This window comes from Actinomyces sp. (assembly GCF_030530635.1).
Taxonomy (GTDB): domain Bacteria; phylum Actinomycetota; class Actinomycetes; order Actinomycetales; family Actinomycetaceae; genus Actinomyces.
On record NZ_JAUMUL010000050.1, the window covers coordinates 1 to 26,836 of the forward strand.

Below are 26,836 nucleotides of genomic sequence, written 5' to 3' on the forward strand. Positions count from 1 at the left end.
ACGCCCGCGACGCCGCCCCACCTCGGATGCTCGCACCGCCGGCCTCCATACCCCCGTGAAGAGAGGGTTCGTCGTCGGGCATACAGGCTCCTCGTGCTCGGGGACGTTGTCGGGCGGGTGGTGTCGGCTTGCGGGGACGACTCGTTGAATCCGTTGAGATCATCCGGGCGTCGGACCGGGGCGCTGACCGTTGACCGTGTTTGCCGGCGCCTGCGGTGATTTCAGTGCCTGTGATGCCGCACCCAAGGCGCCTCGAGCGCGCTTGCGCCGATGCCGGGGGCGCGGACCCGGGGCGTGTTCGCTCGTGCGCGCCGGGTGAGGGTTCGGCACTTCGCATGACGGTTCGTCACTTCACCCCAGCGCTTCGGCACTTCGCGCGACGGTTCGTACCCGTAGGTGCCGAACCGTCGCAACAAGGTACGAATCGTCGACCACAACGTACGAACCGCCACACCCTCAAACCGGAAGAACCGGTTACCCGCCTCGCGTAGGCGCCACCATGCGCCGGTGCTACAAGGTGGGAGAGATGGTTCAGGCCACAGCGGCGCGACCTCACGCATGTTGCGCCGCAGCGTGCCGCACTCTAGCCTTAGGCCCGCCCTCGGACGCGGATGCTTATAAGTGAGCTCGCGTCTTTCCTGAGACATTTCGACGACAGAAAGAGTTGTGTCATGACTACTGGAGCTGCCGCCGGTACCGGGCTGATCGAGTCCTTCGCGCAACGGGTCACCGCCCTGGACCGTCTGGGTATGACGTTGCTTCGCATCGGCGTCATCATCGTCTTTGTGTGGATCGGTGGATTGAAGTGGTTCAAGTATGAGGCGGACGGAATTATCCCGTTCGTTGCGAACTCCCCCTTCATGCGGTGGATGATTGGCGACCCCGACGGCTACAAGCCCCACATGAATGCCGAGGGCGTGCTCAATGCGACCAACCGTGCCTGGCACGAGGCCAACGCGACCTACCCCGTCGCGATCTTCGTCGGTGTCACGATCGTCGGCATCGGCCTGCTGTTGGCGGCGCATTGGATCCGTCCCGAACTGGGGATGCTCGGCGCACTGGGAGTCATCGGGTTCTGCTTCATCACGTTGTCGTTCCTGGTCACCACGCCGGAGACCTGGGTGTCCGCACCTGCGGAGGGGATGGCTGACTCCGACCTCGGCTTCCCCTACCTGTCGGCGCGCGGGCGCCTGGTGGTCAAGGACTGCATTCAGATGGGGGCTGGCTTCGTACTCCTGGTCGACTCGGCCCGGGCCACCCTCAGACGTCGTGAGACCAGCAACGTTGGGACAGATGCGGTGGATGCCCGGGGACAGGAAGAGGCCGCAGCCTGACTGACGCGGGCGCTGCACAGGCCTGTCCTAGCCGCTACTCCGTGCCGTGTGCCCGCCAGCGCCTGCTCTTGTCCCCATGCCCGCCAGGCCCGGAAGCGGGGGCCGTCTACTACGCCACTTCGAGGTTAACGCCTGACCGGCCTTGTAGACCCCGAACCGGCGTAGTAGACGAGCGCTCCGCCGACCTCACTGCCGAGCGCGGTCCTGCCGCCGCCCTGCGGGACAGCCTCGCAACCCACATGCCTGACCACACCTGAACACCTCCGCCGGCATTCACGCCGTTACTGCGGCTCGTATTTCAGCGCGTTTCGGGATTACAGTCAGTAAGCTGTAACTCAGCGCACACTGCAGCCCGTCAGGAGGAGCCTTGCGTCAACTCATCGCCACCGACCTGGACGGCACGGTTCTGTTCTACCGGCGCGTCAGTCCCGCGGACCTGGCCGCGATGAAACGTTGGCGCGAGGCCGGTAACCTGCTCGTCGTCGATACCGGCAAGTCCGTCTTCGCAACCCGTGAGACGCTCACGCCCGTCGGACTCGACTTCGACTACGCCGTCACCTTCACCGGTGCTGTCCTCATCGACGGCGACTACCAGATCCTCTCCGCCCGCTACCTTCCCGACGGCGTTGCCCATGAGATCGCCACCTTCCTGCAGGGCTTCGACGGGCTCACCGTGTTCGGCACCACCATGGAGGCCGACCACATCCTGTCCGACACCTACCACGAGACCTCCCCCATCCTGGAGATCTTCCTGCCCATGAACTTGGAGGAGATGCCGCGTCACCGCTTCATCGGCGTCCCCATGCGGGTGCGTGACGACGCCGTGCGTGATCGCATCGTCGCCGACCTCAGCGCCCGCTGGGCCGGGAGAATCGAGGTGGTGCGCAACCAGGAGTTCCTCGACGTCGTCCCTGCCGGAGCCACCAAGGGTGCCGGCCTGACCGACCTGGTGGCCACGCTCACCGGCACCGACGGACCCCTGGCGGGTGAACAGATCGAGACTTGGAGCGTCGGCGACTCCTGGAACGACATCCCCATGCATGCCGTCGCCGACCACGCCGTCTGCCTTCCCTGGTCCCCGCCCGAGGTTGTTGCCGCATGTGAGCGGTCGGTGGGCTCCATGGCTGAACTCATTGACGACCTGCTGGATGCGGGCGGGGCTGGGGACCCGGGCCGCCGGCCGGGCGCCGCCCCCGGCGCCGACTCCGCGGGCCCCGTCGGGAAGGAGAACCGATGAGCGGCATTGGTGAGAAGGTCCGCGACTGGTTCGACGGCGGCGACCCGGATGGATGGGTCAAGATCCGCGCCTGGGCTCGCGGCCATGACGGCCGCCCCGAGGGCTACACCTACGGCATGATGGGGCCTGCGGCCGGGCTGTCCATTCTGGCGGCGCTGCTGTACTTCCCTACGCGGGGATACGGCAGCATCGTTGCCCTCGTACTGGCGATCTTCCTGGTGTTGGGGCGGCACATGATCGAGCGACAGGTTGCCCGGGATGTCTCCGACCTGAAGGAGGCTGAGCGGCAGTACACGCGCACCCGCAATCCCGATTACCTGGACTTCACCGAGTTGCGTGCCGCCGGACTGCTGGAGGACAACAAGATGCTCACCCGCCAGACCCGCGCCTGGCTGGGTGAGCGGGTCGAATGGGCACGTACCGAGAAGGACAAGCGCGCCAAACGGGCAGAGCGCAGGCGCGCCCGGGGCAGGGGGCGCGGTGGCTCCGGCGAACGCGGCGGGCGCGGGCAGCCCGGACCCCGTGATGGTCTTAAGGGCCCGGCGGCGAACACGGCTCCGGGAGCAGACGATGACTAAGCCCAGCCGCTACGTGCGTGGCGTCCTGTGGGACATGGACGGCACACTCATCAACTCCCAACCGTTCTGGAACGACTCCTTCCGGCGCCGCTGTGAGGCCGCGGGGGGCAACGTCACCCAGGCGCAGGTCGCCGGTATTGAGGGTGCGTCCATCCGCCGCACCCGTGAGCTGATTGCCGCCACCGGCGCCGCGCCAAGCCCTGAGGACCCTGCGGCCGAGGCCATCTTCACCGGCATGGCGGCCGACGTTGAGGCTGCCGTCAAGGCCTCCCCACCGCTGGTCGCGGGCGCTCGGGAGATCACCCGGACCCTGCTGGAGGTCGGGCTGGCGCAGGTGATCGTCACGCAGTCGCCGCGTCCGATCGTGGAGGCGGTGATACACGCCCTCGGGGATGTGTTCGTCGGTGCAGTCACCGGTGATGACGGCCTGCCGGGCAAGCCCGACCAGGCCCCTTACGCCGCCGGCATGCGGCTGTTGGGACTGAGCGAGGACCAGTGCGTCGTCGTCGAGGACTCCGCCACTGGTGCCGCCTCCGCCCGCTCCAATGACCTGCGGGTCATTCAGATCGGTGGGCGCAAGCACTTCCCGGCCGATCCCGGGCTCGTCGTCGTCCCGGATCTGAAGGCCGTCACGCCGCACCTGCTGCTGTGGGCCGAGCCCTGAGCACGGGTCGCGGAGGCATGCACGACGCCGTCCCGGGCCCGCCCGGCGGCATCACTCGCCGGAGAAGCGGTAGACGTTGGTCTCGCGCAGTTTGAAGCCGGCTCTACGGTACAGGCGGTTGGCGGCCTCCCGGCTGGGGCGTGAGGTCAGGTCGACCGTGCGGGCGCCCAACGATTGCGCGTACTCGACGGCGGCCTCTACCAGCGCATGCCCGGCACCATGGCCGCGGGCATCACCGTCGACGACGACGTCCTCCACCCAGGCTCGCAGCCCGGTGGGGATGGTGAAGGTGGCCAGGGTCAGCATCCCCAGGATGGGGGTGGTGCCGTCTTCCAGCGGGGCGTCGGGGCGGAAGACGAACAGGTACACGCCCGGTTGGGCGACCAGGGCGTCACACTCCTCCGTGGTCAGGGCGGTGGCGCTGCGGGACAGTTGAGGGATGAGACGCCCCATCGCCTCGACTAGCTCAGGGGTGGACTGGGTGATGATGTCGACGCTCATTTCTTCTCCTGCTCGAGTGGGGATGACTTCAGGAAGAGCGTAACGGTTGGGCTCGCCGCAAAGGGGACACACAGCCGCATTACCGGGCCCGCAACCACGCGGCCCCGGGCTGCTGCGGGCCCTGGTGGCGAGGCCCCATGGTCACTGCGTCACTGCGCGGTCGGGTCCATGATCACGCCTTCCACCAGCACTAGGCCGGTGTGAGTGTCGAGGATGCGCACCACGAACGGGTGGTCGACGATGAACTTGACCGGCTCGTCCGGGCCTGGCAATGCGGCGCTATGGGCGACATCGATCTCTGTAAGGGCCCCGGCCACGGTGCCTTCCTCCTTGACCATGAGGCGGACCTGTTGGACAGCCTGGTCAACCTCCAGATCCGCACCGATGTGGTCTAGGGAGACCAATTCCATCCCCTGAGTGTCCAGGAAGGTGAGCAGGTCTACGGGACCGGACTGCAGGTCGAAGGTGGGTAGGGCGAGTTGCACTTCGCGCGCTTGATCGGTTGCGACGGCATCGAGCGCTCCGGAGGCCTGTCTCCAGGTGCCTTCGGACAGGTTCGTTGGGTCGGTGCCGGCCTCGGGGAGGATCAGGTCCATGACCAGCCGGGCATCGGGGTCCAAGTAGGGCAGGCGTGCGGCCTGCCAGCCAGCGCCCTGAGCGTACGGAAGGAAGAAGTCCTCATGCATGAGCGGGGCGGGGATGGTCGAGCCGTCCAGGAGCGTGAAGTCCTGTTCGGTGGTCGCAACGGGATCGAAGGGGCTACGCCACTGAGCCGCGAACAGTAACGCGTTTTGCAGCACCAGCCGCGTGTTCTCGGTGATTTCGATGCCGGAGGACTTGATGAGCCCGCCGGTGTGGCGCTCGGCCCAGGCGTCCAGGGCCGCCCTGGCCTGGTCGCGTTTGGTGTGTTCGGTGGTGGCGGCGTACCACTCGCGCGCGGCATCGAGGTAGGACTGCTCCACCTTCGGGTCGTCCACCAGAAGCACCCGGTTGGCGATGTGTAGCAGCGGTTCATCGGGAATCGTCGCGGGGTCGAAGTCGTCAAGGGTCTGCTCGTCGGGGTCGTAGGCCAGCAGGCTGTTCTGCAACGCCGACCAGGTGATGTCCCGGGTAGTGTCTGAGTGAGTGTTCGTGTCCGCAGTGGCGGTGATTCCGAGCAGCTTCTCGACGCCCTCGGCGGGGCGGCCGGAGCCGGCGTAGAGCAGGGCTATGGCCAGGGCGATTCCCACCGGGCAGGTCAGGGCGTTGGCGGCGGGTTCTTCTCCCAGGCGGAACCGGAGCAGGGCTTCGCTCAGGGTGGCGCATGCGGTGGCGGCGTCGGAGGCTGCGGGGGCGTCTTTGAGGGGGATTGCGCGGTGGGTGGCGTCGGTGTCGTAGGCCTGTGCTTGGGCGGAGCCGCCGGATACGTCACAGCCGGCCAAGGTCAGCAGCGCGGCGATGGCGGGTGGGAGCCCCAGCAGTTGGCGGCGGCTCAGGCCGCGGACGGACCGAGTTGGGACCGGGTGGCTAGAGGTCCGGGGGCTGGCCGCCGTGGTTGGAGTGGTTGAAGCGTCGCTGCTCGCCATGGGGTGAGGTTAGTGCACGGTGCGCCGCCAATCCATCGACTGCGCTGCTGACGCGGTCATATCCACCGGTCTCGGTGGAGGGCTACGAGGACCTCGGCGTGGTCGGTGTGGGGGAACATGTCGAACAGGCGTGCCCGCTCCACCCGCAGGGACGGCATGCGCGCCAGGTCCCGGGCCAGGCTCGCCGGGTTGCACGAGGAGTACAGCACCCGCCTCACCCCCGAGGCCTCAATGCGTTCGGCCAACTCCGCTCCGATGCCACGCCGGGGCGGATTGACCACGAGCAGATCCGGCACGGCTCCGACGCCCGGATCCAGCACGGAGGCGTCCCCGGCCTCGAAACGCACCGACTCCTTGGGAAGCCTCATCAGCCGGGCCGCAGCTCGGGCACCGTCGATCGCCGATGCCGACACCTCCACGCCCCGCACGCTGCGGCCTGGTCCGGCCAGCGCCAGGGCGAATCCGCCGACGCCGCAGAACAGGTCCCACACCCGCCGCCGCCGCCCCGCCTCCCCGGGCGCGGCAGCGGCAGCAAGGGAGGTGGCGTCCGGGACCGGAAGTGCGGCATCGGCCCAGTCGCGCGCGGTGCCGTACAGCTGCTCGGCGACGGAGGTGTTGGTCTGGAAGAAGGACCGCGTGGGCAGGTACAGCGGCAGTTCTCGCGTGCTCGCCCGCACCGCATCCGCCACCGGGGTGCGGGCTGCGCCGGCGGCATCCCCGGCCGGCGTCGGCAGCCGCAGGCGCATGAGCAGACGGTCGTCGTCGGTTAGCACGATCTCCTCCGGCCCCTCGATGATCGCCTGATGCACCGGCTGAATGTTCACGCTGAGCACCGCCAGCGTCGGCAACGCCCGCTGCAGGGCGGGCAGGGCGGCGCGCAGATTCTCCACGTGGCGGCGGCTGCGCAGCACGAAGCGCACCATCAGGTCCCCGTCCGGGGAGGCCGTCACCAACAGATGCTTCAACTCCCCCCGGCGCGTCGCCACGTTGTAGGGCGTCAGGTCGAGCGCGGTGATGGTGCGCGCGAGCACGGGCAGTGCCGCCTCGATCCGCGTAACGTGCAGTGGGCAGCCGCGCAGGTCGACACCGCGGCCGTCGGGTCCGAGCACGCCCAGCACCGGGGCGGGCGCCGAACCCGAGACCACCATCTTCGCCTTGTTGCGAAATCGCTCCGGCGCACTGGCCACCGCCGGCTCCCAGACCCCGGTCGGGACGGGGGTGGCGCCGTCGGCCAGCAGCGCGGCAATACGGGCCTGCTTGCGCGCCAACTGGGTGGGCGGCGGCGTCGACAGGTGCGGGCAGGAGCGGCAGGCGCCGTTGTCGTGCAGCGCGCACAGTGACGCCGACCGCTCGGCCTGCGGGGCCGAGGCAGTGCGGCTGGGCGTGCGTGTGGGGACCACGGGCCGCATTGTCCGGCCATGATCCATCGCCGCGTCAAGGCGGCCGACGCGCGGAAGCCCGGAGGGCTGCACTGGTCACGAGCAGATATACGGCAGACTGTGGGCCATGACTGATCGACCTGACAGTGACGCTCCGGTGCGGCGAACCGCACGCCACTCGGCCGGCACCGCTACCTTCACCGAAGCCGACGCCGCCGCCTACCGCGCGCAGATCGCCCAGTGGACGCCCCGCACCGGCATCGGCACCGACGTGCACGCCTTCGCCGCCGCCGACTCCGGCACACCGCTGAATCTGGCCTGCCTGAACTGGCCGGACGAGGTCGGCCTGGCCGGGCACTCCGATGGCGACGTCGTCGCCCACGCCTGCTGCGATGCCCTGCTGTCCGCTGCGGGTCTGGGCGATCTGGGCACCAACTTCGGCACCGATGCGCCGCAGTGGAAGAACGCCGCCGGTGCCTCGCTGCTGGCCGAGACCGCGGGGCGGGTGCGTGCGGCCGGCTTTGAGATCGGGAACGTCGCCGTCCAGCTGGTCGGAGCCCGCCCGCGGGTGGCCGACCGCATTCAGGAGGCCGCCGCCGCCCTGAGCGCTGCCGTGGGCGCCCCGGTCTCCTTCTCGGCCACGACCACGGACCACCTGGGCTTCCTCGGCCGGCAGGAGGGCCTGGCGGCGATCGCCACCGCCCTGGTCTGGCCGGTGCCCCAGCCGTAGTGATCAATCCTCCTCGCGCCCGCCCTCTCAGGACGCCGTCACCGGTCGTGCGAGAGGCGGCCCGCGGATGAAGGATTTGCCGTACCCGCTAGGCTGCGCCCGTGAGCACCGACCTCAATGACGCGCCCCCCGCGCTGAACCTGCGCCTGTACGACACCGCTGCCCGCGCCGTCGTGCCGCTGGCGCCCACCGTCACGCCCGGTACGGTGACGATCTACCTGTGCGGTGCCACGGTCCAAGACTCTCCGCATATCGGGCATATGCGCAGCGCGATCGCCTTCGACGTACTGCGCCGCTGGCTGGCCCGCTGCGGGCAGAACGTCATCCTGATCCGCAACGTCACCGACATCGACGACAAGATCCTGAGCAAGTCGGCGGCCGCCGATCCGCCCGTGCCCTGGTGGGCGTGGGCGCGGCGCCACGAGCGCGAGTTCGACGCCGCCTACTGCGCCCTGGGCGTGCAGCCGCCCACCTACGAGCCGCGCGCCACCGGCCACATTCCCGCGATGATCGACCTGGTGACGCGGCTGCTCGACTCCGGCCACGCCTACACCGGCGAGTCCGGGAACGTCTACTTCGACGTGCGCTCCCTGCCGGACTACGGGGCGCTGACCAACCAGAGCGTCGACGACCTGGCCACCACCGAGGACGATTCCCAACTTGACGCCGAGGTGGAGGCCGACAAGCGCGATCCGCGCGACTTCGCCCTGTGGAAGGCCGCCAAGCCCACCGAGCCCGCGGACGCCGCCTGGGACGCCCCCTGGGGGCGGGGCCGGCCCGGCTGGCACCTGGAGTGCTCGGCCATGAGTCGGCGGTACCTGGGGGAGACCTTCGACATCCATGGCGGCGGCATCGACCTGCGCTTCCCTCACCACGAGAACGAGCAGGCCCAGTCCCATGGCGCCGGCTGGGATTTCGCCCGCCACTGGGTGCATAACGCCTGGGTGACCGTCAAGGGCGAGAAGATGAGCAAGTCGCTGGGCAACTCCCTGGTGGTGTCCGAACTGTTGAAGACCTACGAGCCGGCGGTGCTGCGCCTGGCGCTGGGCACTGTCCACCACCGTTCCACCGTGGAGTTCTCCGCGGAGACCCTCGCCGACGCCGCCTCCCTGTGGGAGCGGCTGTCCGGCGCGGTCATGCGGGCCCTGGAGGTGGCCGCCCCCGCCGACGGCGGTCCCGGGCCGGTCGCAGCATCCTGCGAGGTGGTGCGCGCGCGACCCCTGCCCGAGCAGTACACGGCGGCTATGGATGAGGACCTCAACCTGGCCGGCGCCATGGCGGTGGTGCATGCCACTCTTAAGCGGCTCAACACGGCCCTGGCCGAGCCCGTCCCCGACGCCGACACCGTCGCCGCGGCGGCTTTGGACCTGCGCGCCCAGTTGGACGTCCTCGGCCTCGACCCGCTCGCCGAGCCCTGGCGGAGCCGAGTGCTCGGAGCCGGGGGGAGCGCGGACGACGCGGCCGTGCGGGCCCTGGATCGGCTCGTGGCCGGGCTGCTGGAGCAGCGCTCCCAGGCCCGCGCCGCCAGGGACTGGGCACGGGCGGACGCGCTGCGAGAGGAGCTGGCGGCGGCCGGCGTCATCGTGGAGGACAGTGCGGCCGGGGCGCGCTGGCATCTGGCCTGAACGCCGTCCCGGCCCGTGTGAGTGCGCTTGCACACCGGTCATCGTCACCGCGGCCGCCGGCCGCCAGTAGGAGAACAGGAGTCCCGCGATGCCAGGAAACGACCGACGCCACGGCGCCATGCGCAAGTCGGGCAAGAAGAAGGCCCCGCTCAAGGGCTCCGGCGGAGTGCGCCGCCGCGGCCTGGAAGGCCGGGGCCCCACCCCCAAGGCCGAGGATCGCGTCGGCCACCCCAGGGCGCGCGCCAAGGCCCGCGCCGAGTCCCGTGCCGCACAGCCCACCCACGCCGGCCGCCTGGAGGAGGCCAGGCGCCGCTTCGAGGTTCCACGGGACCATGAGATCGTCTGCGGGCGCAACGCCGTCGCCGAGGCGGCCCGCGCCCGTGTCCCCATTGCCCGGGTGTTCATGTCCGCCTCCGCCCAGGACGATGATCGCCTTAACGCCGTCGTCCGGCGGGCCGCGCTAGTGGGCGCGCCCGTGGTGGAGGCCACCAAACTGGACCTGGAGGCCCTCACCGACGGCGCCGCCCACCAGGGCGTGGCCATTGAGGTGCCCGCCTACGAATACGTGCTCGCCCGCGACCTGCTGGCCCGTGCCCGCCAGGCGGGCCGTACCCCGCTGCTGGTGGCCTTGGATCAGGTGACCGACCCCCACAACCTGGGGGCCGTGCTGCGGTCCGCCGGGGCCTTCGGCGCCGACGGCGTGATCGTGCCCGAGCGCCGCTCAGCAGGGGTGAATGCCGCCGCCTGGAAGGTGTCCGCCGGTGCTGCTGCGCGAGTGCCGGTGGCCCGGGAGACGAACCTGGTGCGCGCCCTGGAGGCGCTGAAGCAGGAGGGCTGCTTCGTCGTCGGCCTGGACGGGCGGGCCACCACGGCGGTGGAGGAGCTGAACCTGGCGGACTCCCCGCTGGTGGTGGTAACCGGGGCGGAGGGCAGTGGATTGTCGCGGCTAGTACGCGAGACCTGCGACCTGCTGGTGTCCATCCCGATCGCCGGGACGGTGGAGTCCCTCAACGCCGCCGTCGCCACCGGTATCGCCCTGTACGAGGTCGACCGGCTGCGGCGCCTGGCCGGGGCGTCCGAGTAGGCGCCTTCGCCCCTCGGGAGCGACCGGCGGGCAGGCGGGTCATGCACCTCGATGGGGCTCCCCGGTCGGACCGGGAGGCTCTATGCTGAGACAATGGTGGTGTCCCCGCCCGTCGCGCGCACGGGTCGGCGGACAATGGTCGTCACCATCCGACTAGGAGGCCTTCATGGCTCAGGACCCCGCGAAGCGCTGGAATCGCACCGAGGGTGTGCTCGTCGTACCCGGAACCCAGCCGGCTGCGGTAGCCGCACGCCTCGAGGCCGACCGGGTGGTCGCCCGCCTCGAGTGGTACCCTGCGACACCTCATCTGCTGTCCCTCACTCTGCTGGCCGACGCCGATGGGCGCGTGGCCGTGACCCCGCCGTCGCGTGGCGGGGTGATGGCGGGGCTGCGTATCAGCGAACTGGTGGAGTCCCTCGCCCGCGAGTTCTCCGGCGACGTCACCATCGGCCCCGCCTCCTTCAACGCGCTTCCCGACGACGTCGTGCTGCCGACCGTGGCGGCGCAATCCCCGGATGCCTCACGCACCGTCGTCGTCTCCCCGCTCAGCGCCTACATGGTGCCCCTGCAAGCGACCCTGTTGGAGCGTCCGCTCGCGGTGGTGTCCCTGCCCGCACTGGATCGGCGCATTGTCATGTACGGCGGTGACGGCAATGAGCTGGGCAACTTCGGCTGGGACCAGGAGTCTCTGCCGGCCCTGGTACTGAGCGTGGACTCCCGTGATATCGCCGTGCGTGCGGTTACGACCGGGGAGAGTGAGGATGACGCCGTCTTCTCCTGGGGCATGACCTCGCAGTACGTGTGGGGCGGCGTGGCCGAGCCCGGTCCGGCACTGCGCGGCCTGGTGGATGAAATGCTCACCGACTCCACCGACGTCTCGCTCGTGGCCGCGGCCGTGCCCGGGGCGGATGCGGAGGCGGTGGCGGAGGCCTTCTCCACCCCCGGTATCGACGGCCTGGTTGCCCTGATCGATGCGCTCGGCCTGCCCGACTGGGTGGCGTCGGTGCTGACCGGTCGGCTTGCGCCCGCGGAGGCGCCCGGCGCCGTGGTGCACGAGCCGCGCGGCCTGTCCAACGCCGTGGGGCGTTCGGTCGGGCTCATGCTGCAGGACCCGTCGGTGCCGGGATCGGCATCGTGGCAGTCGTATGTCCGCTTCGTCACCGACAAGCCCTGGCTCGTGCGGGCTGGTTTCGCCCTGGAGGCGGGAGCCGGTGGCGCGCTCATCGGATATGCGGTGCGGCGGCGTAATCAGAGCGGACAGCTGTCGCGCGGTCTGGTCGTCCTGGGTGCGTTGATGGTGGTGGAGGCCGTGACGCAGGTGTCGTTGGCCTCGTTGACTCGGCACCGGGAGCTGCGGCGTAGGGCCGATGAGGAGATGGCGCTGGTGGCCGAAGAACTCGGGGCCTGACCGAAAAGCGGTCAAGCCGTCGATCCCCTCCCGGCGCCGGGCAGCCCCGCCCGATCCGTCGGGGATGACCCGCCGGACCGCCGCTCAGCACCGTTGCCCTCGTACCTGTGTCCACGGTATCGCGGTGCACTGACATGAATTCCGCACCCTTAATCCCCTAACCCGGGTGCGCACCGGACTGCGGCGAGCGGATCCATAGACTGCGAACCATGAGAGACCAGGTTGGGCCCGGGCTTGAGATCGGCGTGCTTGGGCACCGCGAGAGCGCAGCTGTGGCCGGGGCGGGCAGTCCTTATGACCACGCAGCCTACGGCGCCCTGATCGGCGAGGCGGCGATCCGGGGTCTGAACCTGGTGCCCCCGGCCGACTGTGCCGGGCTGACCATTGAGGAGGGCAGGTGGGGACCGCCACCCGGTGCGGCCGATGACTTGATTGATGACGGTGCCGTCGGCGGGTTCTAGGTCGGGGTGTCGCGGGAGCTGACACCCGCCACCATCAGCCTGATCTGCGAATGCGCCTACGCCGCCTGCCGGGACGCCGGACCATTCGCGTTCCAGGGGCTGGCGCTGAGACTGCCATCGGAGCGAGTCGCCTACGACCATTCGCTCGCCACCTGCATCGCCGAGCGGTTGCCGATGCACGGCCCGGCGGCCATGCACCCGGTGACGATCACCGTGGCGGCGGGGGAGGGGACGCCTGCCGCTGCAATCGGCGCTGCTATCGCCGCCGCCGACGGCCTGCTGGCCCTGGTTGCCGATGCCGCGGGCTGGGAGCTGCGCCACGAGCTGGTCGGCTCGCCGCGAGTAGCCGCGGGAAGGGCGAGTGCGTGTACGCGGGTGCCCTACTGGTCACACACCATGGCCGCCTTCCTGTGCGCACTGGTGCTGGCGGCCGATAATGCCGGACTGCTCACCGGCGTGCGCGTGCAGCTCGGAGGCGGCCCGACGGCGTGAGCGGTCCGGCGGATCGGGTGCGTTCCACGACCTTGGTGCTATGACACGACCCCCGTGTACATTCCACGACCACCCCGAGGTCGTGGAATGTACACGGGGGTCGTGATTTGCGTGTTGCCGCTCCGGCGGCTTCAAGTGGGAGAGGCTTCGCCGGCCAGCAGCCCCTCGGCGACGGACGGGGTGATCGGCAGGCGGCCGATCAACATTGCCTGAAGCGCATGGTAAATGTCTGGTTTGCCCGACCATGCGGCCGAGATCGGCCGATCCTGGGCGTCGAGTTCCCCACGCCACTGGCCGGGATCCTCAATCAGGTGCTCGCGGGCCCAAGCGGCGTAGATGTCGATATCGTGCTCGTAGGAGTTGTCTCCGGTGATCTGGCGGAGCGTCTCCGCTGCGCTGATCCCCTCGCACAGCACCCATGACATGCGTTCGCGGACCACCGGATGACCGGAGAAGTCCACCGTGTACACGAAGCCCTGCTCGCCGTCGGCTCCCCACCCCTCCTGCAGTGCCTTGCGGTACATGCCCGTCGGAAGGCTGTCCAACAGTGGGTCGTAGCCGATGCCGGCGGCGGTGCAGGCCACGCGCACTTGGACCATCAGTCGCGCCCACTCCAGCCAGTGCCCCACCTTCGACCCGTAAGGGCGGACGGCGTCGGTGGGTCGGTCTCGGTTGTAGTCGAGAACGGCGTTCCAGGAGGCGTCGAAGTGGTCGGGCAGTCGGAATGAGTGAGTGATGAACTCCTGTGCGATCCGTCCCGAAATGCGGACGGCCCGATGCAGGTGCGCCGGCTCGCGAGTGGCGGAATAGGCCGCCAGCAGTGCCTCAACCGTGTGCATATTCGCGTTGGTTCCCCGGTAGCCGTTCACGGCGAGGGTCTCACGATCCCGGATATCGACCACCATCCCGGCCGCTTCGTCCCACCAAAGCTGTTCGAAGGTGAGCAGGGCGGCGTCGAGCAGTTCCCCCGCCCGCGGCACCTTTGCGATGCGGGCGGAGGCGGCGGCCAGGATGACGAAGCTGTGGTCATAGGCGCGCAGTGGTCCCGGCTGAGGCGTGCCGTCGAGGTCGACGGCACAGAGCCAGGCCGGGATGGCGTCATCGCGTAGCGGCCCGTCCAGCAGGCGGTCGATGCCGTGTGCGGCCAGGACGGTGCATTCCGGATCGCCCATGAGATGACCCAGGGCGAAGCAGTGGGTCATGCGGCCGGTGATCCATAGTTGCACGCCGCGCTCGGCATTGATGCTGCCGACGTCGTCGAGCCAACCGAATCCGTGCTCAGTGTGGGAACGCTTGCCGAAGGCGAGCAGGCTCCAGGTCTGCGCATCGAAGAGTTGGCGGGTCATGAGCGTGGTCATTGAGTCCTCCTCGCATCAGGGCGGGGCTCGACCAAGCGTGGCACGGATGACGGGTCGGTTTCAATAGGGAGTATCTGGGGTGAGCACCTGAACCGAGTGGGCTTTCAGCGCTGCCGCGAGTTCGGTGCCGGGTTGGTCGTTGGTGATCAGGTAGTCGGCGATCTCCAGGTCTCCGATCGCCGCGAACAGACGTCGGCCCAGTTTAGTCGAGTCGGCGAGGACGGCCACCTGGTGGGCGCGGGCGGCCATCTGGCCGAGCATGGCGGCCTCGTCCAGATTGGAGGTGGAGAAGCCGCCGAGGTCTACCGCGCCGACACCGATGAGAGCGAGGTCTACGTGAATGTCGTTCTCCACGCCGGAGATGGCGGAGGCGAAGGTGACCGGGCCGATGGTCACGCGCCCCGAGAGTCGGACATGCCCGCCGATGACGTACACGTCCCGACATGCCTCCGGGTTGATCTCCACCGGCAGCGCGAGGTTGTTGGTGGCGATGATCAGCTCCCGCTTGGCCGACAGGTGGTGCACCAGCGCGAGTGCGGTCGTGCCCCCGTTGATGAACAGGACGTTGCCGTCCTGCACGAGGCCGGCGGCGACCTCGCCGATGCGCTCCTTCTGGGATGACTGCAGCCGAGCCCGGTCACTCAGGTTGGTGTCATGCCAGGGGACGGCGGAGTTGGACATGGCGCCGCCGTGCATGCGGATCAGTAGGCCGTCGGCATCTAACTGGTCCAGATCCCGTCTGATGGTGTCCGCCGAGACGCCGAAGTGCTCGGCCAGAGCCGTGACAGTCACCTGGCCCAGGCGGTTGACGTAGCCGGCGATCGCGGCCTTGCGCCCGCCGGGCAGGCGGGACGCGACATCATTCATGCCGCTAGTCTAAGCGGCCACCGTGCCGCAGCAAACCGGCCGTTACGGGATGGTTGCTTTAAAAGTGCAGACAAACGCAAAAATCGGCATTAGTCTGTATCGAGAACGTCGGAGACTGGCGAAAAACCGCACGACGTCGCAACTCATGTCAACGATGATGGAGTAACAATGCTGATGCGTAGGCGCGAATTCGGGAGGCTGACGGCCGTGGCAGCCGCTTGGGCGGCGATGGGCGTGACCGGTTGCAGTGGCGGCTCGGGCAGTGGTGCAGGCGGCGAGGGGGAGGTGACCTTGGAGTTCACGCAGTGGTGGGAGCCGGAGCTGCCGAACGGGTCCTTGCGGGCCCTGATGGATGACTTCGAGAGCGCCAATCCCGGGATTAAGGTCGAGCTGCTGTCCGGGCCCTATGCCTCGACTAAGGAGCAGCTGGTCGCCGGAGCCGCGGCCCGCACCATGCCGGATGTGGTCGGACTGGACGGTGCTTGGGTCAGCGACTTCGCCAAGCAGGGGGCGATCGCGGACCTGACCGCGCTCATGACCCAGCAGGGCTACGACGACGCCGAGCTCGCCAGCCAGATCCAGATCGACGGCGCTACCTACATGATCCCGGTGGTCAACTTCGTCTACCCCATGTTCACCAATAAGGACCTGCTGGGACGTGCCGGTATCGCCGAAGCCCCGTCCACGCGGGAGGAGTTCGAGGCGGCGGCGAAGGCCATCGCGGGCACCGGCGATGCCATCTCCGGCTGGGCGCTGCCGCTATCCCTGGAGGCACCCAACGGCATTCAGAACGACGTCATGTCCTGGGTCTGGGCCTCTGGCGGTTCCATGCTCACCGCGGACGGCAAACCGAAGCTCAAGGGGAACCCGGATGTGAAGAGCGCCTGCGAGTTCATCAAGGGCCTGTGGGATGCCGGCGTGGTCTCCCCAGGCGCCTTCACCATGAAGGAGCAGGACAAGGTTGAGGACTTCACCAACGCGCGCGTGGGCATGATGATCGACTCCCTGGCGCATGTGAACACCATCCGTGAGGGCAATCCGGACCTCGACTTCGGCATTACCGCCCTGCCCGCAGTGAGCGGTTACGCCGGTGAGCGCGGTATGCCCTACGCCTCCTGGGGCATCGGTGTTTCAGGAACCACCGAGCACCCGGAGCAGGCGCGGAAGCTGGTGGAGTTCCTCATGAGCGCTGACGTCAACGCCTCCCTCGCCGACGACGCCAAGGCCTTCCCCGGGAACAGCACGGCCACACCGGACTACGTCGAGAACGATGAGCTGTTCCAGCAGGCCTTCGACATCTGGAGTTCGGGCAGGCCCGCCAACGAGTTCACCGGGCTGCCGGTCTCTGAGACGCTCATGCGCGAGTTCGACGAACAGTTACAGAGCTACCTCAGTGGGGCAGTGGACGTGGACACCATGCTCGCCAACGCACAGCAGGCTTGGGATGAGGAGTTCTGAGGTGGGTCGATGACTTCAACGCACGTCGCGCAATCGCGGACGATGCGCCGGGCCGGGCGGGTCGAGGCGCCGTCCCGCGGGCGGCGTCCGGCCCGGGCCCTGGTGCCCTACGCGTATCTGTCGCCGACGCTCGTCCTACTGCTGGTGTTGATGGTGATTCCGATTGTCATGGTGATCGGCTACTCGTTGATGGACGCCGTCATCACCGCCCGGGAGTCTCATTTCATCGGCGTGCGCAATTACGTCGAGATCCTCACCAGCGGGAAGTTCCGCACCGCGCTGGCCAACACCTTCTGGTTCGTGGCGGTCAGCGTCGCGGCGCATATGGTGCTGGGGCTCGGCTTCGCCATGCTGCTGAACTCCGAATCGGTTTCGTCAATCACCAGGACCGTCTTCCGTACGCTGTTCGTACTGCCGTGGCTGCTGACCGTGGCGATAATCGCGATCCTGTGGCGCCTGCTGCTCAACCCCAGCGGGGTGGTCAACGCGGTTCTTTCCGGCCTGGGTGTGGTCTCCGGGCAGCATGAGTGGCTGGCCGATCCGGACATTGCCCTGGCCGCAGTCACCTGCATCAACATCTGGGCCGGCTACCCGTTCTTCATGATCTCGATCCTCGCCGGATTGCAGGGTATCCCGAAGGATCTGTATGAAGCGGCGGAGGTCGACGGCGCCGGTCCCGTCCGCAGGTTCTGGTCGATCACCCTGCCACAGTTGCGGCCGATCATCATCTCCATGGCTCTGCTGGACGTCATCTGGACCTCGCAGCAGTTCGCCCTGATCTGGATGACCACCGGGGGCGGGCCGCTCGACCGGACGGAGATGCTGTCCACCTTCACCTACAAGCTGGCCTTCTCCGAGTACGACTTTGCGGGGGCGTCCGCCAGCGCGGTGATCGTACTGATCCTGTCCATGATTCTGGCGTTCTTCTACGTGCGCAGCCAGCGGGCGAGGGACTGACCTCATGGGTACTTCGAACACTCTGCGCACCCGGCGCCGGCGTCGCCTGGCGGCCAAGGCGGGCGTGTGGGCCGGACTGTTGGCGGGAGCGGGCTTCGCGGCGCTGCCGATCCTCTGGATGCTGGTCTCGTCCTTCAAGCCGAATGCGAAGATCTTCGCCACCCCGCCGCGGATCCTCGAGGAGGGGTCCTCCTTCGCCGCCTATGCCGCCATCTTCCACGATCCTGAGAAGATCCGTTTCTTCGTGAACAGTTACTTCGTGGCGTTATCGGTGACGGCGTTGACACTCATCGTCGCGATCCTGGCGGGCTTTGCCTTCAGTCGTTTCGAGTTCCCGGGGAAGCGGGTCCTGAACGTTCTGGTCATCTCGGTGCAGGCGGTGCCGCCGATCACCCTGCTGATTCCCTTCTTCGGGCTCATGGTGACGCTGAAGCTGTACAACACCTATCAGGGTCTGATCCTGACCTACATGGTGTTCACGCTGCCCTATGCCATCATCATGCTCACCGGTTACTTCAACACGTTGCCGCGGGAACTCGATGAGGCCGCCAAGGTGGACGGTACCAGCTCCTTCGGGGCGCTGTGGCGGGTGCTTGTGCCGATCTCCATACCCGGAATCGTCTCGGTGGGCATCTACACCTTCATGATCGCCTGGAACGAGTACCTGTTCGCGCTGACGCTCACGCGCACGAATGACATGCGCACGGTTCCGATCGGTATTCAGCTCCTCATGGGGCAGCACTCCTACGAGTGGAACGAGATGATGGCCATGTCCGTACTCGGCTCGATCCCCGTGGTGCTGCTCTTCATTTTCTTCCAGCGCTACTTCATCGGAGGGATGACCGCTGGATCCGTCAAGAACTGAGCTTGACGCACAACACAGAAAGGCACAACAAATATGCTGGTCACAGGCAGTGACATCCTCGACGTCGCCAATGAGCATGGCTTCGCAGTTCCGGCGTTCAACATCTCCAGCTACTCGATGCTGCGCGCGGTGGTGGATGTCTGCGAGGAGAAACGCTCCCCGCACATCATCGCCATCCACCCCGACGAGCTGAGCCACATCCGCCCGGCGATGCTCGCCTCAATCATCCGGATCGCCCACGAGTCCGGTGTGCCGACGGCGATCCACCTGGACCATGGCGCCTCCTACGAGCAGGTGCTGCTCGCCATCCAGGCCGGCTTCACCTCGGTGATGATCGACAAGTCCTTCGCACCCTTTGAGGATAACGTGGCCGAGACGGCGCGCGTGGTGCACGCCGCTCACGCCGTCGGGCTGTCCGTGGAGGCGGAACTGGGCACTATCGGAGTGTCAGACAGGTATGGGGAGACCGGCACCGAGGAGATCCTGTACACCGACCCAGATGACGCCGCCCGCTTCATTGAGGCTACCGGCGCGGACTGGCTCGCGATCGCCATCGGCACGCGTCACGGCCTGTACCCCTCCGCGGCCAAGCCGGCGTTGCGCCTGGACCTGCTGGGCGAGATCAAGTCGCGCTTGGGCATTCCCCTGGTGTTGCACGGCGGCTCGAATAACTCCGACACCGAGATCGCCGGGGCGGTGCACGGCGGCATCAACAAGATCAACATCTCCTCCGACATCAAGGCCGCCTACTTCGTGAAGATGCGCGAAGTGCTCCAGGACGGCCACCTGCGCGAGCCGAATGTGATTGAGCCGCCGTGTGAGGCGGCCCTGCGGGAGTGCGCGGCGCAGAAGCTGGAGCTGTTCGAGTCGGTGGGTAAGGCGGAGCTGTTCTGAAGCGGGTGCGCACAGCGCCGCCCGGGTGAGAAAGGGGGAATGAGTTGGCGGGGCGAATCGTCCTCGGGCTCGGTGGGACCGTCGACTATGAGTTGGTCTGGGATGCGCGGATGTTCCAGGAACTCGTGGACGGGCATGGGATATGTCTGGCCGAAGTCGGGGAGGCGGCGCCGTCGCGCGTCGGCGGCGAACGGGGGATTGTGCTGACGGTGCTGCGGTACATGCGGCGCGGCGAGGGCGGGGAGTGCTACGTGGCCGACAAGCGGGCCCTGCTTGCCTTCGCCGACCGCTTCGCCTACGAGGTCACCCTGGGCGGCACCTGTGTGCGCGCGGCGCTGGCCATGGACCGGATCGGCGTCGCCTCTACGGTGCACCTGGTTTCGATCAACGAGCACGTCCGGCGGCTGCTGCCGGACCGGGTTGGGTGGGTGTGCAGCGCCCAGGCGGATTCGCTGGACCCGCACGTGATTGTCCAGTATCCGGTGGGGGCGGTGGTGCACCTGACCGACGGCGAGGTGACCGCGCGGCGCCCCAATCGGGTGATCGCAGTCAACGACGCACCCAATGAGCGCCTGCGGCTGAGCGCCGAGCTGCCCCGGCTGCTGGCTGCGGCGCAGGTGGTGTTGATCTCCGGCTTCAACACCATGAAGTCGGCCGCCGAGCTGCGGGTGCGGCTGGCGGAGGTGGAGGCGGCGTTGGCGGCGGTGGCGCCGGGCGCCGTCGTCGTTTATGAGGATGCGGGCTTCCACGATGGCGCTTTGCGGGAGGTGGTACTGGAGACGACAGCGCGCCTGGTGCACCTGCATTCATTGAATGAGGACGAGGCGCAGCAGTACCTCGGCCGCACCGTTGATCTGGCGGATGCGGGGCAGGTGACCGTCATGATGAGCGAGCTGCACCGGTGGCTTGGGGCTCCAGCGGTGATGGTGCATACCAGCCGCTACGCGGCAGTAGTGGGGGAGAGGGCATCGCTGCTGCGTGCGGCTGCCGAGGCGGGCTGCCTCATGGCCTCCACCCGTTTCCTGCATGGGGACCGCTACGGGATGGAGGAGTATGGGGCGGTGGCGCGGGCGCCGCGGGATGAGATCGGGATACGCCTGACCGCCTCCCCCGAGGCGTCCAGGGCGGGTGTGCTGATCGCCCCCGGCTTCGATGTACGCACCGACTCCCCGACGACGATTGGCCTCGGCGACGCCTTCATCGGCGGCGTGGTGGCGCACCTGGCGCGGGCGCAATAGGTTGGGTGTCCAAATCGATGACAAACGCCCCGTCAGTGTCCCGGAACCGGTTCGCGAATCGTTGGAATGGCACCGTTTCGTGCAACACGGATGGAGGCTTGAGCGGCGTTTGTCATCAATCTGGACACTTGCGCTACTCATCGGCGACCGCGGCGTTTGGCCTCTTTGCTGATGGCGCGCCACTGCTTTGGGCGCAGTGGGTGATCGGCCGACAGGGTCTTCCAGCTGGATGTTTCGCCGGCCCGGCAAGTAGCAGGCCCGCCGCTTGTAGCGGAGCCGCTAAGTCCTCCATGACGTCGACGGTGAAGTTCGTGGCCCAGTAACGTACAGTCACCGAGTCAAGGTGGAAGTGCCAGCAGATGAGTTCGCTCCCCGTCGCGTCGCTGTGCAGTGGACGGGCAATGACTGCCATGCGTACGCGCCCGTGCTGGCGGCGTGCCCAGGGAAGAGCAAGAATCAGCGGAAACGCCTCCAGAACGACGTCCACTGCGAAATTGGCGGCCTCACTGCCCTCGCGCAGGATCACACCGGTCCATGGCCCTCGTTCGGCCAGCACCGAGTCCAGGTCCCAGGTCTCCAGCGTGAACCCCCGGGACGCCAGGTGGTCGATGACGAAGCGCACCGCGTCCCGCGGCGGCACCGCCACCTCAAAGCGGCGCATGGGCTGCGTCTCAAGCCATCCCATGGTCAAAGTCCTCAACGTCGATGGCGCCGATGGTACCGACGATGCTTAGCGCCCATCAATGTACCCGGGGAGTTACTCGCCCTTGAACTTCATGCCGGCGGTGAAGCCCATGGGGTTGAGCTCGAAGGCGGCAGCGGTGGCCTCATCGAGGGCGGCGAACTCCTCGTCGTCGGCGGGCACGGGCTCGTCGTCGTCGAAGATCGCAGCCATTTCCAGGGTATCGCCGAGTGACAGGTAAGAATGCTCATCCGGGCGCTGCGGAAGCACCGTGTTGACGTAGTCCGCCACGGCCTCCTCGGTGGTCACATCGCATTGGAGCTGCTCAGACATGTACCAGCGGTGCTCCAGCACCTCGTGGAAGATCTCCGCCGGCTCCAGCTTGCGCCGCAGCTCCATGGGGACGGCGGTCAGCGTCGGTTCGAACACCTCCGCCAACCATGCGTGCGCCACCTGCTCGATCGGTTCGTCCTTCCGGCCGGTGACGGTGCGGAAGGTCTGCAAGTCGTTGAGCATGCGCTGGCCCTGACGCTCCTGCACATCCAGGCCCGTCAGGCGCATGATCTGGCGGTGGTAGTGACCGGCGTCGACCACCTTCGGCTGAATGATCATCCGCGTGCCGGATCCGTCCGCCTCGGTCTTCATGGTCAACTCCCCGACGTCGAAGCCCAACTCATTGAGCCTCTCAATACGATTCCGTACACGCCAGCGCTCGCCCAGGTCGAACACTTCCTCGGCGGTCAGCACCTCCCACAGCTCCGTGTAGCGGCTGACGATCCGGTCGCCCACCTCGACGGTGTCCACGCTGGGTTCCAGCAGGGCGCCCGCCTGCAGGTCCATCAGCTCGCCAATGATGTTCGTGCGGGCGATGTCTATGTCGTACAGGCGCTTGCCCTCGGTCAGTCCCTCGGTGTGGAGTTCCCCGGTCTCGGCGTCCACCAGGTAGGCGGCGAAGGCGCCCGCGTCCCGGCGGAACAGTGTGTTGGACAAAGACACGTCCCCCCAGTAGAAGCCCAACAGATGCAACCGCACCAGCAGCACGGCGAGGGCATCGATCAGGCGGGTGGCGGTCTCGGGGCGCATGTACTGGCTGAACAGGGCCCGGTAGGGCAGCGAATAGGACAGGTGCTCGGTGACCAGCACCGAATTGAGCCGGGAGCCGTTCAGGCCGTTGCGACCGGTGATCACCGCCGTCGGCGTCACGCAGGGGGCGCCCAGGCGGATCAGGTCGCGCAGCAACTCGTACTCGCGGTAGGCGACCGACTCACCGATCTCCTTGACTGCGATGACACGCTCGGACAGATTAACGAAGCGCACGATGTGACGCGAAAGCCCCCGCGGGAGGGCGGCTAGCACCTCGGCCGGCCACTCCTCCAACGGGATCTCCCACGGGAGATCGAGCAGGGCCGGGTCAATTGTGGCCGCGGTGATCTGCATGGACTGGGGCATGGGGGCATTCTCTCAGGTCCGTCGCGAATCGGTCGTCGACGGCGCCGGGTCGTTATGGGCGAGTCCACTCACCCGGGAGTCATTGGTACACGGCGAACCATATACGTGTGCTTGGTGGGGCGCGCCGTCGGCCTGCGGTTGAGCCCCGCCCCTCGGGTGGGAGGAGCGGGGCTCAACCGTCAGCCCTCGGCGGGCCGCCGCGGCTCAGGCGGGCAGGCGCTTGCCGGTGGAGGCGGAGAAGATGTGCTCCTCGCCCGGCTTGATGCGGACGTGAACCGTCTCGCCGGGCTCCGGCGCCGTGCGCGGAGGTACCCGGACGATGATCTGGCTGGAGTCCTCACCGGAACCGAGCTTGTCCTCCGAGCCCTCGGCGCCGACCAACTCGCCGTAGATGTAGGCGTCGCTGCCCAGCTCCTCGACGAAGGACAGGCGCACCGGGATGGAGTGCTCGTCCTCGGCGGAGACCACCTCGAGGGACTCGGGGCGGAAGCCGATGACGATCTTGTTGTTGTCCTCCGGGACCATGGCGTCCAGCGTGGCCCGGGACAGCGGTACGCGCGCCGCACCAATCGAGGCAACGCCGTCGGCGACCGTGAAACGGCCCAGATTCATGGCGGGGGAGCCGATGAAGCCGGCGACGAAGTCGTTGGCGGGCTTGTCATACATCTCGCGCGGGGTGCCGACCTGCTGGAGCACACCGTCCTTGAGGACGGCGATGCGGTCACCCATGGTCAGGGCCTCCGTCTGGTCGTGGGTGACGTAGACGGTGGTGACGCCCAGTGAGCGCTGCAAGGACGCGATCTGCGTGCGCGTCTGCACGCGCAGCTTGGCGTCCAGGTTGGACAGCGGCTCATCCATGAGGAAGACCTTCGGCTTGCGCACAATGGCACGGCCCATGGCCACACGCTGACGCTGACCACCGGACAGGGCCTTGGGCTTGCGGTCCAGGTACTCGGTCAGGCCGAGGATCTTCGCGGCCTCCTTGACGCGCCGGTCGATCTCATCCTTGGGCGTACCGGCGATCTTGAGTGCGAAGCCCATGTTGTCGTGCACCGACATGTGCGGGTACAGGGCGTAGTTCTGGAAGACCATGGCGATGTCACGGTCCTTGGGCTGGACGTCGGTCACGTCGCGGTCGCCGATGAGGATGCGGCCGGAGTTGACGTCCTCGAGTCCCGCGAGCATGCGCAGGGAGGTTGACTTTCCGCAGCCGGAGGGGCCGACCAGGACCAGGAACTCGCCGTCGGCGATCTCAAGGTTGAGGCTGTCCACCGACGGGCTGTCATTGCCCGGGTAGATGCGGGTGGCGTGGTCAAAAGTGACAGTTGCCATAGGGGTATCCCTTCACCGGCAGGTACGTGCCGGACGATCCGAGTGAAAGGTGTCGATGCGTGTCCGCATTGACACGTGCCGGGAGCGGATGCTCCAGGCAGGACCAACTCTGTCATACCGCAGTGCCGTACAGGTAGCCCGAAGGGGCTTCGAAAACCCTGAAAGGCCTGTGAACCCTCTCACGTCTCCAGTGGTGTGGGTGCCTGCCGGTACTGTGACGCCATGACCCAGAGTCTTGACAGTGCTACGCCCGCCTCGCTGGCAGGACTGCGTGCGGGGGCCGACGTCGGCGGCTACCGGCTGGTGCGGCGTCTGGGGGCCGGTGGAATGGGCGTGGTCTGGGAGGCGGTCGACGCCGACGGCGACCGCGTCGCCATGAAGATCCTTCACCCGCAGATCGCTGCGGATCCGACCGCCCGCCGTCGCTTGGACCGCGAGGCCTCCGTGCTTGCCCGCGTCAAGGACACGCGCGTCGCCCGTATCCTCGACATCGAGACCGGCGACGGCGCGGACGGCACCGGCGTGACCTTCGTAATCACGGAGCTGGTGGACGGGCCCGCCCTCCAGCACGAGGTCGACCACGAGGGCGTCTACAGCCTGGACACCGACATCCGTGACCTGTCCGACCTGGCACACGGCCTCGTCGACGCCCTGGCCGCCGTGCACGCCGCCGGTGTCATCCACCGCGACCTCAAGCCCTCCAACGTCATGCTCGGCCCGCAGGGACCGATCCTGATCGATTTCGGCATCGCCCAGGTGGCCGACGACGTCCGCCTGACGCAGACCGGTCAGGTCACCGGCACGCCCGGCTTCATCCCGCCCGAGATGCTCGACGGCGGTGAGCCCAGTCCCGGCGTCGACTGGTACGCCTGCGCGGGTGTCCTGTTGTTCACCATCACCGGCCGCTCCCCTTTCGGCTCCGGCCCCTGGCAGGCCGTTTTCCGCCGCGTCTACGCCGGCACCCCGGAGCTCGGCGATCTGGAGGAGACCCAGCCCGCCCTCGCGCGTGCCTTCACTGCGGCCCTTGCCCCTGAGGCCTCCGACCGCCTGCCCGTCCCCGACCTCCTGCGCGTGCTGGATGAGATCGCCGACGGGGGCAGTGGGCAGGTCGCACTGGCCGAGGTCCTGCCCGACACGACGGCGGACGCCCCGGAGTTGGCCGTGGACGAAGCCGACACCTCCACGGGCACCTACGGGTCGATATACCCTCCGGGGCGCGACAACGCCTCGAATGCCGCATATGGTCCCGGATACGGGCGGGTAGCCTCGACTCCCTCCCCGCCCGGCGCCTACGGCTTCCTGAGCACTCCGCCCCCGCAGGCGGGCGATGCGCGGCCGATGCCGCCGGGCGGCCCGGCAACGGGATCCATGCCCCCCTTCGTCCCACCGTCCGAATCCGTGCTGGCGCGCAATGATGCAACGCCCCCGCACTCCTTCGCCCCCGGCGACGGGCAAACGCCCATGCAGGCGACGCCGGCGCCCACTCCTGCGACCTTCGGCGCCCCGGGGGGCAGCTCGGGGCCGGTTCCGCAGACTTCTGCGACGTTTTCGACCGCCGTGGCGCCGCAGCCCGCGCCGGCACCTCAGGGGGGTGTGCCCGACTGGGCGCTCGAGCCTCGGCGGCACCGTACGGTTGCCGCCGTCTTCTTCCTAATGCTTGCGGCGCTGGCACTGCCGGTCCCTGGCTGGGTGATGATTCTCTTCACGTTGCTGGTGGTGGTCGCCGGAACCGTCGGCCGAGCGGAGGATGCGCGTCGCTGGCGTCGGCTGCGGGCGGGACGCGCCTCCGCTGCCGACACCTCGCGCATGTGGGCATCCATGCCCTGGTACCTGCTGCGCTCCCTGGTGGCGGGCGCTGCCGCTTGCATCATCGGGGCGGTGGTCGGCTGGCTCATTTACTTGCTCGGCGGTACCGCATTGGGGTTCGGCAACGGTGATGCCACCGGTGCCGACGCCACCGTGCTCGCATCTTGGAGCGCTTACCACCGTATGGGCTCGCTCTTGGCGTTGGTGGCATCTGCCTACATGTTCATAGCCTGGTTCGTGCCCTGGGGAGCACCCACCCGCCGTGGCGGCGCCCACCTGATCGGTATGGTGCTGCGCAGTCGCTCGAGTCGGTTGATCGGCGGGGCCGTGTTTGTGGCCGTCGCTCTGGGCGTGGTGGTGCTGTTCGCCATAGGGGCGATTCCCGTGGCCCGTATCGGTCCCTTCAGCATGCTGTTTACTTGAACCGCCTGCTTCGTCCCGATTCCAGTGACGAGTTCCACTGACGAGTGGCAGGCGGGTTATCGGCGTGAACGTGGGATTTTAAAGCGGTGTGTCGTGGAGCGAGGTGTCGTCGGCCTGGCGGGTATGGGCCGCGTTTCTTGGTGTGGGGCGTCTGGGGGGTGCCTGCTAGGTGGTGCGAACTGACGTTGGCACTCTAAGCGTGGGATGACTTGGCGCCCCGGGCATGCCAGGGCAGTGATGACTCGGTGCCCGGGTGGGCTGTGGGGCCGGGTCGGTACTGCGTCGTTGTAGGTCCGGATCTCTTCATTGGGGTTTGGCAGATTGGGCAGACTGATCGGGCTGAGTCCTGTCCGTGGGGTGAGAGTGTTCCCGCCGCATCCATGCTCACTGCGATTGTCGAGCCTGTCAAGTTTTCTGTGTAAGCGGGTTGTTGCTTACAGGTAGGGGCG

Annotated in this window: 24 protein-coding genes; 16 read left to right on the forward strand and 8 right to left on the reverse strand. The window is 67.9% G+C overall.

Annotated elements, in window-relative coordinates:
- Window positions 1-671 precede the first annotated feature (671 nt).
- The 4 genes from Q4A20_RS11020 (at window position 672) to Q4A20_RS11035 (ending at window position 3,813) form a co-directional block, all read left to right on the forward strand.
- Entirely contained in the window at window positions 672-1,334 is a 663-nt protein-coding gene (locus tag Q4A20_RS11020) for a DUF417 family protein (protein WP_303122927.1), read from the forward strand.
- A gap of 367 nt (window positions 1,335-1,701) precedes the next feature.
- Window positions 1,702-2,571, forward strand: a complete 870-nt coding sequence (locus Q4A20_RS11025; protein WP_303122929.1) for an HAD-IIB family hydrolase — start codon at window positions 1,702-1,704, stop codon at window positions 2,569-2,571.
- Entirely contained in the window at window positions 2,568-3,149 is a 582-nt protein-coding gene (locus tag Q4A20_RS11030; protein WP_303122931.1) for a hypothetical protein, read from the forward strand. The genes Q4A20_RS11025 and Q4A20_RS11030 overlap by 4 nt, the downstream gene beginning before the upstream one ends.
- On the forward strand, window positions 3,142-3,813 hold the full coding sequence (locus Q4A20_RS11035; RefSeq protein WP_303122933.1) for an HAD family phosphatase: 672 nt from the start codon (window positions 3,142-3,144) through the stop codon (window positions 3,811-3,813). Before Q4A20_RS11030 ends, Q4A20_RS11035 begins: the two co-directional genes overlap by 8 nt.
- A 51-nt stretch (window positions 3,814-3,864) precedes the next feature.
- Here the strand turns inward: Q4A20_RS11035 and Q4A20_RS11040 are convergent, their stop codons facing one another.
- The 3 genes from Q4A20_RS11040 to Q4A20_RS11050 all read right to left on the reverse strand — a co-directional run bounded on the left by Q4A20_RS11040 (window position 3,865) and on the right by Q4A20_RS11050 (window position 7,216).
- Window positions 3,865-4,314: an N-acetyltransferase gene (locus Q4A20_RS11040; RefSeq protein WP_303122935.1), complete on the reverse strand. Its 450-nt coding sequence runs from the start codon at window positions 4,312-4,314 to the stop codon at window positions 3,865-3,867.
- A 149-nt stretch (window positions 4,315-4,463) separates the two neighbouring features.
- Window positions 4,464-5,879: a serpin family protein gene (locus Q4A20_RS11045; protein WP_303122937.1), complete on the reverse strand. Its 1,416-nt coding sequence runs from the start codon at window positions 5,877-5,879 to the stop codon at window positions 4,464-4,466.
- A 56-nt stretch (window positions 5,880-5,935) separates the two neighbouring features.
- Window positions 5,936-7,216, reverse strand: a complete 1,281-nt coding sequence (locus tag Q4A20_RS11050) for a methyltransferase domain-containing protein (RefSeq protein WP_303122967.1) — start codon at window positions 7,214-7,216, stop codon at window positions 5,936-5,938.
- A gap of 169 nt (window positions 7,217-7,385) precedes the next feature.
- On the opposite strand from Q4A20_RS11050, the gene ispF reads away from it, so the two are divergent.
- From ispF to Q4A20_RS11080, 6 genes are all read left to right on the forward strand, one after another.
- Entirely contained in the window at window positions 7,386-7,988 is a 603-nt protein-coding gene (ispF, locus tag Q4A20_RS11055) for a 2-C-methyl-D-erythritol 2,4-cyclodiphosphate synthase (protein WP_303122939.1), read from the forward strand.
- A gap of 101 nt (window positions 7,989-8,089) precedes the next feature.
- Entirely contained in the window at window positions 8,090-9,613 is a 1,524-nt protein-coding gene (gene cysS, locus Q4A20_RS11060; protein WP_303122941.1) for a cysteine--tRNA ligase, read from the forward strand.
- 88 nt (window positions 9,614-9,701) lie between these two features.
- Window positions 9,702-10,697: a 23S rRNA (guanosine(2251)-2'-O)-methyltransferase RlmB gene (gene rlmB, locus Q4A20_RS11065; RefSeq protein ID WP_303122943.1), complete on the forward strand. Its 996-nt coding sequence runs from the start codon at window positions 9,702-9,704 to the stop codon at window positions 10,695-10,697.
- 166 nt (window positions 10,698-10,863) lie between these two features.
- A complete protein-coding gene (locus Q4A20_RS11070; RefSeq protein WP_303122945.1) occupies window positions 10,864-12,105 on the forward strand; it encodes a hypothetical protein in 1,242 nt (413 codons plus the stop codon).
- Window positions 12,106-12,314: 209 nt separating this feature from the next.
- Window positions 12,315-12,566: a hypothetical protein gene (locus Q4A20_RS11075; RefSeq protein WP_303122947.1), complete on the forward strand. Its 252-nt coding sequence runs from the start codon at window positions 12,315-12,317 to the stop codon at window positions 12,564-12,566.
- 6 nt (window positions 12,567-12,572) lie between these two features.
- Window positions 12,573-13,058, forward strand: a complete 486-nt coding sequence (locus Q4A20_RS11080) for a hypothetical protein (protein WP_303122949.1) — start codon at window positions 12,573-12,575, stop codon at window positions 13,056-13,058.
- A gap of 131 nt (window positions 13,059-13,189) precedes the next feature.
- Here the strand turns inward: Q4A20_RS11080 and Q4A20_RS11085 are convergent, their stop codons facing one another.
- The gene (locus Q4A20_RS11085) at window positions 13,190-14,416 is read right to left on the reverse strand and encodes an AGE family epimerase/isomerase (RefSeq protein WP_303122950.1); all 1,227 of its coding nucleotides are present in this window, start codon (window positions 14,414-14,416) and stop codon (window positions 13,190-13,192) included.
- A gap of 60 nt (window positions 14,417-14,476) precedes the next feature.
- The gene (locus Q4A20_RS11090; protein WP_303122952.1) at window positions 14,477-15,283 is read right to left on the reverse strand and encodes a DeoR/GlpR family DNA-binding transcription regulator; all 807 of its coding nucleotides are present in this window, start codon (window positions 15,281-15,283) and stop codon (window positions 14,477-14,479) included.
- Window positions 15,284-15,457: 174 nt separating this feature from the next.
- On the opposite strand from Q4A20_RS11090, the gene Q4A20_RS11095 reads away from it, so the two are divergent.
- From Q4A20_RS11095 to Q4A20_RS11115, 5 genes are read left to right on the forward strand one after another with little or no spacing between them, the layout of a single operon-like run.
- Window positions 15,458-16,741 carry a sugar ABC transporter substrate-binding protein gene (locus Q4A20_RS11095; protein ID WP_303122954.1) on the forward strand — a complete coding sequence of 428 codons (1,284 nt, stop codon included), beginning with the start codon at window positions 15,458-15,460 and terminating at the stop codon, window positions 16,739-16,741.
- Between the two features lie 9 nt (window positions 16,742-16,750).
- Complete coding sequence (locus Q4A20_RS11100; RefSeq protein ID WP_303122955.1) at window positions 16,751-17,698, forward strand: carbohydrate ABC transporter permease; 948 nt, start codon at window positions 16,751-16,753, stop codon at window positions 17,696-17,698.
- Between the two features lie 4 nt (window positions 17,699-17,702).
- Window positions 17,703-18,563: a carbohydrate ABC transporter permease gene (locus tag Q4A20_RS11105; RefSeq protein ID WP_303122956.1), complete on the forward strand. Its 861-nt coding sequence runs from the start codon at window positions 17,703-17,705 to the stop codon at window positions 18,561-18,563.
- A gap of 33 nt (window positions 18,564-18,596) precedes the next feature.
- Entirely contained in the window at window positions 18,597-19,457 is an 861-nt protein-coding gene (locus Q4A20_RS11110) for a ketose-bisphosphate aldolase (RefSeq protein WP_303122957.1), read from the forward strand.
- Between the two features lie 44 nt (window positions 19,458-19,501).
- Window positions 19,502-20,695, forward strand: a complete 1,194-nt coding sequence (locus Q4A20_RS11115) for an ADP-dependent glucokinase/phosphofructokinase (protein ID WP_303122958.1) — start codon at window positions 19,502-19,504, stop codon at window positions 20,693-20,695.
- 133 nt (window positions 20,696-20,828) lie between these two features.
- Here Q4A20_RS11115 and Q4A20_RS11120 read toward each other — a convergent pair whose 3' ends face one another.
- The 3 genes from Q4A20_RS11120 to Q4A20_RS11130 form a co-directional block, all read right to left on the reverse strand.
- Window positions 20,829-21,380: a hypothetical protein gene (locus Q4A20_RS11120; protein WP_303122960.1), complete on the reverse strand. Its 552-nt coding sequence runs from the start codon at window positions 21,378-21,380 to the stop codon at window positions 20,829-20,831.
- Window positions 21,381-21,452: 72 nt separating this feature from the next.
- The gene (locus Q4A20_RS11125) at window positions 21,453-22,826 is read right to left on the reverse strand and encodes a DUF4032 domain-containing protein (RefSeq protein WP_303122962.1); all 1,374 of its coding nucleotides are present in this window, start codon (window positions 22,824-22,826) and stop codon (window positions 21,453-21,455) included.
- A gap of 204 nt (window positions 22,827-23,030) precedes the next feature.
- Window positions 23,031-24,158, reverse strand: a complete 1,128-nt coding sequence (locus tag Q4A20_RS11130; RefSeq protein ID WP_303122964.1) for an ABC transporter ATP-binding protein — start codon at window positions 24,156-24,158, stop codon at window positions 23,031-23,033.
- Between the two features lie 222 nt (window positions 24,159-24,380).
- Here Q4A20_RS11130 and Q4A20_RS11135 point away from each other — a divergent pair, with 222 nt between their 5' ends.
- Window positions 24,381-26,387 carry a serine/threonine-protein kinase gene (locus tag Q4A20_RS11135; protein WP_303122965.1) on the forward strand — a complete coding sequence of 669 codons (2,007 nt, stop codon included), beginning with the start codon at window positions 24,381-24,383 and terminating at the stop codon, window positions 26,385-26,387.
- The last annotated feature ends 449 nt before the right edge of the window (window positions 26,388-26,836 follow it).

What these genes read in the sequence shown, in the direction of transcription:
- Q4A20_RS11130 (WP_303122964.1), bottom strand. Translation starts at nt 24,158, where the DNA reads ATGGCAACTGTCACTTTTGACCACGCCACCCGCATCTACCCGGGCAAT.
- Q4A20_RS11090 (WP_303122952.1), bottom strand. Translation starts at nt 15,283, where the DNA reads ATGAATGATGTCGCGTCCCGCCTGCCCGGCGGGCGCAAGGCCGCGATC.
- ispF (WP_303122939.1), top strand. Translation starts at nt 7,386, where the DNA reads ATGACTGATCGACCTGACAGTGACGCTCCGGTGCGGCGAACCGCACGC.
- Q4A20_RS11020 (WP_303122927.1), top strand. Translation starts at nt 672, where the DNA reads ATGACTACTGGAGCTGCCGCCGGTACCGGGCTGATCGAGTCCTTCGCG.
- Q4A20_RS11120 (WP_303122960.1), bottom strand. Translation starts at nt 21,380, where the DNA reads ATGGGATGGCTTGAGACGCAGCCCATGCGCCGCTTTGAGGTGGCGGTG.
- Q4A20_RS11085 (WP_303122950.1), bottom strand. Translation starts at nt 14,416, where the DNA reads ATGACCACGCTCATGACCCGCCAACTCTTCGATGCGCAGACCTGGAGC.
- Q4A20_RS11070 (WP_303122945.1), top strand. Translation starts at nt 10,864, where the DNA reads ATGGCTCAGGACCCCGCGAAGCGCTGGAATCGCACCGAGGGTGTGCTC.
- Q4A20_RS11045 (WP_303122937.1), bottom strand. Translation starts at nt 5,879, where the DNA reads ATGGCGAGCAGCGACGCTTCAACCACTCCAACCACGGCGGCCAGCCCC.
- Q4A20_RS11135 (WP_303122965.1), top strand. Translation starts at nt 24,381, where the DNA reads ATGACCCAGAGTCTTGACAGTGCTACGCCCGCCTCGCTGGCAGGACTG.
- Q4A20_RS11075 (WP_303122947.1), top strand. Translation starts at nt 12,315, where the DNA reads ATGAGAGACCAGGTTGGGCCCGGGCTTGAGATCGGCGTGCTTGGGCAC.
- Q4A20_RS11095 (WP_303122954.1), top strand. Translation starts at nt 15,458, where the DNA reads ATGCGTAGGCGCGAATTCGGGAGGCTGACGGCCGTGGCAGCCGCTTGG.
- Q4A20_RS11035 (WP_303122933.1), top strand. Translation starts at nt 3,142, where the DNA reads ATGACTAAGCCCAGCCGCTACGTGCGTGGCGTCCTGTGGGACATGGAC.
- Q4A20_RS11030 (WP_303122931.1), top strand. Translation starts at nt 2,568, where the DNA reads ATGAGCGGCATTGGTGAGAAGGTCCGCGACTGGTTCGACGGCGGCGAC.
- Q4A20_RS11040 (WP_303122935.1), bottom strand. Translation starts at nt 4,314, where the DNA reads ATGAGCGTCGACATCATCACCCAGTCCACCCCTGAGCTAGTCGAGGCG.
- rlmB (WP_303122943.1), top strand. Translation starts at nt 9,702, where the DNA reads ATGCCAGGAAACGACCGACGCCACGGCGCCATGCGCAAGTCGGGCAAG.
- Q4A20_RS11125 (WP_303122962.1), bottom strand. Translation starts at nt 22,826, where the DNA reads ATGCCCCAGTCCATGCAGATCACCGCGGCCACAATTGACCCGGCCCTG.
- Q4A20_RS11100 (WP_303122955.1), top strand. Translation starts at nt 16,751, where the DNA reads ATGACTTCAACGCACGTCGCGCAATCGCGGACGATGCGCCGGGCCGGG.
- Q4A20_RS11110 (WP_303122957.1), top strand. Translation starts at nt 18,597, where the DNA reads ATGCTGGTCACAGGCAGTGACATCCTCGACGTCGCCAATGAGCATGGC.
- Q4A20_RS11105 (WP_303122956.1), top strand. Translation starts at nt 17,703, where the DNA reads ATGGGTACTTCGAACACTCTGCGCACCCGGCGCCGGCGTCGCCTGGCG.